The 4,245-nt window shown below is 72.3% G+C and carries 3 protein-coding genes; all 3 read right to left on the bottom strand.

Annotated elements, in window-relative coordinates:
* Nucleotides 1-36: 36 nt before the first annotated feature.
* Complete coding sequence (locus ACK4LS_RS14570; RefSeq protein WP_409718786.1) at nt 37-2,394, bottom strand: glycoside hydrolase family 3 N-terminal domain-containing protein; 2,358 nt, start codon at nt 2,392-2,394, stop codon at nt 37-39.
* A gap of 6 nt (nt 2,395-2,400) precedes the next feature.
* Nucleotides 2,401-3,285 carry a carbohydrate ABC transporter permease gene (locus ACK4LS_RS14565; RefSeq protein WP_409718783.1) on the bottom strand — a complete coding sequence of 295 codons (885 nt, stop codon included), beginning with the start codon at nt 3,283-3,285 and terminating at the stop codon, nt 2,401-2,403.
* On the bottom strand, nt 3,282-4,245 hold a 964-nt coding region (locus tag ACK4LS_RS14560; protein ID WP_409718780.1), incomplete at its 5' end, for a carbohydrate ABC transporter permease. The genes ACK4LS_RS14565 and ACK4LS_RS14560, both read right to left, overlap by 4 nt.

Below are 4,245 nucleotides of genomic sequence, written 5' to 3'. Positions count from 1 at the left end.
CTCGCCCGCGGCCCCGCCCCGCCCCGCCCCCGCGGCTCAGCCCCGCCGCACCTCGACCTCGACCACGCGGGCGTCCTCGACGCCCAGCTCGTACGTCGGGCCGGTGAGGCGCAGCGTCACCGCTTCGTCGACCTCGGCGCACGACGCCCCGAGCCGCAGCTCGACCTGACCGGGTTCGACGACACGGCGCAGGGCCCGGTCGCTGTACGCCAGACGCGAGGCCGGCACGGTGAAGCGCACCTCGGCGCTCTCGCCGGGCTCGAGCTCGACGCGCGCGTACGCCACCAGCTGGGCGACCGGCCTCGTGACGCTCGCCACCGCGCGGTGCGCGTACACCTGCACGACATCGGCCCCGCGCACGGACCCGGTGTTCGTCACGCGCGCCGAGACGGTGAACGCGTCGCCCGCACGCACCTCGGCGACGGGCCCGGATGCCGCGCGCTCGCCGTTCGCCGACGGCCCGGTGCCGGAGCCGGTGACGCCGTCCACCGACAGCCCCTCCCGCCGGAACGAGGTGTAGGACAACCCGAATCCGAACGGCCGCACCGGTGTCGGGTCGGTGCTCGTCACCCCCGAGGGGCCGCCGAGCAGCGGGTGCAGGTAGGAGTACGGCTGGGATCCGGCCGAGCGGGGGAGCGAGACGGGCAGGCGCCCCGAGGGCGTGGCATCGCCCGACAGCAGGGCGGCCATGGCGGGCGCGCCCTCCTCGCCGGGGAAGAACGCCTGCAGCACCGCGGCGGGCCCCTCGGCGCCGTCGAGAGCCCAGCCCAGTTCGTACGGGCGGCCGGTGAGCAGCACGAGGACGACCGGGGTGCCGGTGGCGACGACGGCCTCGACGAGCTGCCGCTGCACACCGGGGAGCTCGAGGGAGTCGGCGTCGTTGCCCTCGCCGACCGTGCCGCGGCCGAACAGGCCGGCGCGGTCGCCGACCACGACGATCGCGACGTCGGCGCCCTCGGCCGTGGCGACGGCGTCGGCGAACCCCGTGGTGTCGGTGGACTCCACGGTGCAGCCCGGGGCGTAGGCCACGGCGCCGAAGCGGCCGGCGACGGCCGCGCGCACGGTGGGGATCTCGAACCCCAGGGGGAACGAGGGGTGGTGCGCGAGCACGTGGTTGGCGAAGGAGTAGCAGCCCATCAGCGCCTCGGCGCTGTCGGCGTTCGGCCCGATCAGCGCGATGCGCCCGGGAGCTGCGAGCGGCAGCACGCCGTCGTTGTGCAGCAGCACCACCGACTCCTCGGCGATCCGTCGGGCGAGGGCGCGGTGCTGCGCGTCGTCGAGGTCGACCGCGGTCGGGACGTCGTCGAAGTCGGCGTCCAGGAGCCCCAGGTCCTCCTTCTCGGCGAGCACGCGCGCGACGGCGCGATCGACGACGGCCTCGGGGAGGGCCCCGGATGCCACCCGCTCGGCGAGGAACGGATAGGCGTCGGGTCCGGGCAGCTCGACGTCGACGCCTGCCTCGAGCGCGAGCTGCGCGGCCTCGCCGCGGTCGGCGGCGATCCCGTGCATCGAGCGGAGGAACTCCACGGCGAAGTAGTCCGACACCACGGTGCCGTCGAAGCCCCAGCGGCGGCGCAGCAGGTCGGTGAGAAGCTCGCGGGAGGAGGCGACGGGCACGCCGTCGATCTCGGTGTACGAGTTCATCACCGACCGCACCCCGCCGTCGCGCACGGCCATCTCGAACGGGGGCAGGAACACGTCCTGCAGCTCCCGCTGCCCGGCGGAGACCGGCGCGTGGTTGCGCCCGGCGCGCGAGGCGGAGTAGCCGACGAAGTGCTTCAGCGTCGCGTGCACGCCGGCGGACTGCAGGCCGCGCACGTAGGCGGTGCCGATCGTGCCGACGACGTAGGGGTCCTCGGCGATGCACTCGTCCACCCGGCCCCAGCGCGCGTCGCGCACCACGTCGAGCACGGGCGCGAGGCCCTGGTGCACGCCGAGCTCGCGCATCGAGCGGCCGATCGTGGATGCCATGAGCTCCACGGCATCCGGGTCGAACGAGGCGCCCCACGCGAGCGGCGTCGGGAAGGTCGCCGCCTGCCACGCCGCGAAGCCCGTGAGGCACTCCTCGTGCACGAGGGCGGGGATGCCCAGGCGCGTCTCGGTCTGCAGGCGCCGTTGCTCGCCCCACAGCCACTCGGCGCGCTCGATCGGGTCGACCGGCCGGGTGCCGTACACGCGGGTGAGGTGGCCGAGGCCGTGCACCGTGGCATCCACGTAGGCGGTGGAGGTGACCTTCTCGCCCGAGAGGGGGGCCACGACCTCGTCGCCCTGGTCGACCCAGTATCCGACGAGCTGCGCGAGCTTCTCGTCGAGGGTCATGTCGGCCACGATCGCCTGCACGCGCGCGGAGGTTCCGGGCAGGGCGGCGCCGACGTCGGTGTTCTGGATGGTCATGTGGGGTCAGCCCTTCACGGCGCCGGTGAGGCCGCCGACGATCCGGCGCTCGAAGACGCTGAAGAACAGCAGAGCGGGGATCATCGACAGCGAGGTGAAAGCGAGCACGCGCGCGGTGTCGACGGAGTACTGCGAGGCGAAGGCCTGGGTGCCCAGCGGCAGCGTGTAGACGGCCTCGTTGTTGAGGATGAACAGCGGCAGCATGTAGGAGTTCCAGCTGTTGACGAAGGCCAGGATGCCGACCGTCACGACCGCCGGCACCGCCAGGGGCACGACCATGCGCCAGAAGAAGCCGAGGCGTCCGAGGCCGTCGATCGACGCGGCCTCCTGCAGCTCCTTCGGGATGGCCGAGAGGAACGGCGACAGGATGATGATCGTCAGCGGCAGGGCGAACGCGATCTGGGGAACGATGACGCCGGCGAGGGAGTTCATCAGGCCGAGGTTGCGCACGAGGATGTACAGCGGCGTGATCGCCACCGTCATCGGGAACATCAGGCCCGCGGTGAACAGGGCGAACACCGCGCCGCGTCCGCGGAAGCGGTAGCGCGACAGGGCGTAGGCGGCCATCAGCCCGAGGATCACGACGAACAGCGTGGTGGCGATGGCGGCGACCGCCGAGTTGCCGACCTGCCCCCAGAACACGCCGCTCGTGAGCACGTCGGCGTAGTTCTCCCAGTTCCAGCGGGTGGGGAAGCCGGCCGGGTCGACCGTGATCTCGGCGTTGGAGCGGAACCCGCCCAGGATGATGTAGACCACCGGGGCCAGCATCATGCCGATCAGCAGCAGGGCGACGAAGGCCACGAGCAGGGAGCTCGAGCGCTTGGTGCCGGCGGGGGAGCGGCGCACGGAGCGCGGCGCCTTCGGGGCGACGAGCGTGGCGGTGGCGGTCATGTGGTGCCTCCCGTGAGGGCGCCGGCGGTGTCGCGACGCAGCACGAAGCGCTGGTACACGAGCGCGACGGCGAGAGAGATGAGGAACATCACCACGGCCACGGCGCTGCCGTAGCCGAAGCTGCCCGCGTTGCGACCGTTGGCGACCATGTAGGTGGCCATCGTGGAGGTGCCCGCGGTGGAGGCGACGTACTGGCCCCAGATGATCCAGACGAGGTCGAACAGCTGCAGGGAGCCGATGATCGACAGGAACGCCCAGATGCGGATGGTCGGACCCATGAGCGGCAGCACGATGCTGCGCTGGATCTGCCAGTACGAGGCGCCGTCGATCGCCGCGGCCTCGCTCAGCTCCTCGGGGATCCCCTGGAGGCCGGCGAGGAAGAGGATGACGGCGAAGCCGATGTACTTCCACGTGATGATGATCAGCAGCGTCCAGATCGCCAGAGCGGGGTCGGAGATCCAGTCGGCGCGCAGCGCGCCCAGGCCGATCTTCTCGAGCGCGCCGTTCAGGGCGCCGCCCGACTGCAGCATCAGGCCCCAGCCGAGACCCACGACGACCTCGGAGATGACGTAGGGCACGAAGATCAGCACGCGGATGAGCGACTGCGCCCGCATCTTGCGGTTCAGCAGCAGCGCGAGACCCAGGGCCAGCGGTCCCTGCAGCACGAGCGAGCCGACGACGATGAAGGCGTTGTGGCCGAGCGCCTCGTGGAAGGCGGGGTCGGTGAGGATCGTGACGTAGTTGCGGATGCCGACGAAGTCGGTGGGGGTGCCGAAGCCCGACCACTTGTAGAAGCCGTAGTAGGCGGCGAGGGCGACGGGCAGGATGACGAACGACACGAACACGACCAGGGCGGGGCCCAGGAGGATCGCGAGTTCGCCGCGGATGCGCCAGTTCTCGAGCCGCCGACGCGCGGTCGGCCGCCCGGCCGAGGGGGCGCGGTGAGCGCCCTCCCCGGCC

Source organism: Microbacterium sp. (genome assembly GCF_046295495.1).
Taxonomy (GTDB): domain Bacteria; phylum Actinomycetota; class Actinomycetes; order Actinomycetales; family Microbacteriaceae; genus Microbacterium.
Note: the sequence above shows the minus strand (reverse complement) of the source record. Positions and strands in the feature narration are given on the sequence as shown.

Excerpts from the sequence above, each read along its gene's own strand:
- ACK4LS_RS14570 (WP_409718786.1), bottom strand. The coding sequence starts at position 2,394 with ATGACCATCCAGAACACCGACGTCGGCGCCGCCCTGCCCGGAACCTCC.
- ACK4LS_RS14565 (WP_409718783.1), bottom strand. The coding sequence starts at position 3,285 with ATGACCGCCACCGCCACGCTCGTCGCCCCGAAGGCGCCGCGCTCCGTG.